The sequence below is a fragment of the Pseudoflavonifractor sp. 60 genome, assembly GCF_009911645.1.
In the GTDB taxonomy this organism is placed as follows: domain Bacteria; phylum Bacillota; class Clostridia; order Oscillospirales; family Oscillospiraceae; genus Lawsonibacter.
On the sequence record NZ_QWKI01000200.1, the window covers coordinates 1 to 204 of the forward strand.

General features: G+C 52.9%; 1 pseudogene. It reads left to right on the forward strand.

The features are described from left to right. Positions 1-111: pseudogene (locus D1646_RS23465) on the forward strand (IS200/IS605 family transposase); the annotation flags it as partial. Positions 112-204 lie beyond the last annotated feature (93 nt).

A 204-nucleotide genomic window follows, 5' to 3' on the forward strand; every position in this document is an offset into this window, starting at 1 on the left:
AAAAAATGCGAAGAAGATCGCAGAATACATCCAGCACCAGTTGGATGAGGATAAGGCAGGAGAACAGCTGACGATGGGAAACTTCTGAGCCCGTTTACGGGCGGCAAGTAGCAGAACTTTCGCGGCTGTCAGACCGTACTTGCGCGACGGGACGCGCTTGCTAGTAACATAGGGCTTTGCCCGCATATGAAATACCCCCGGCTT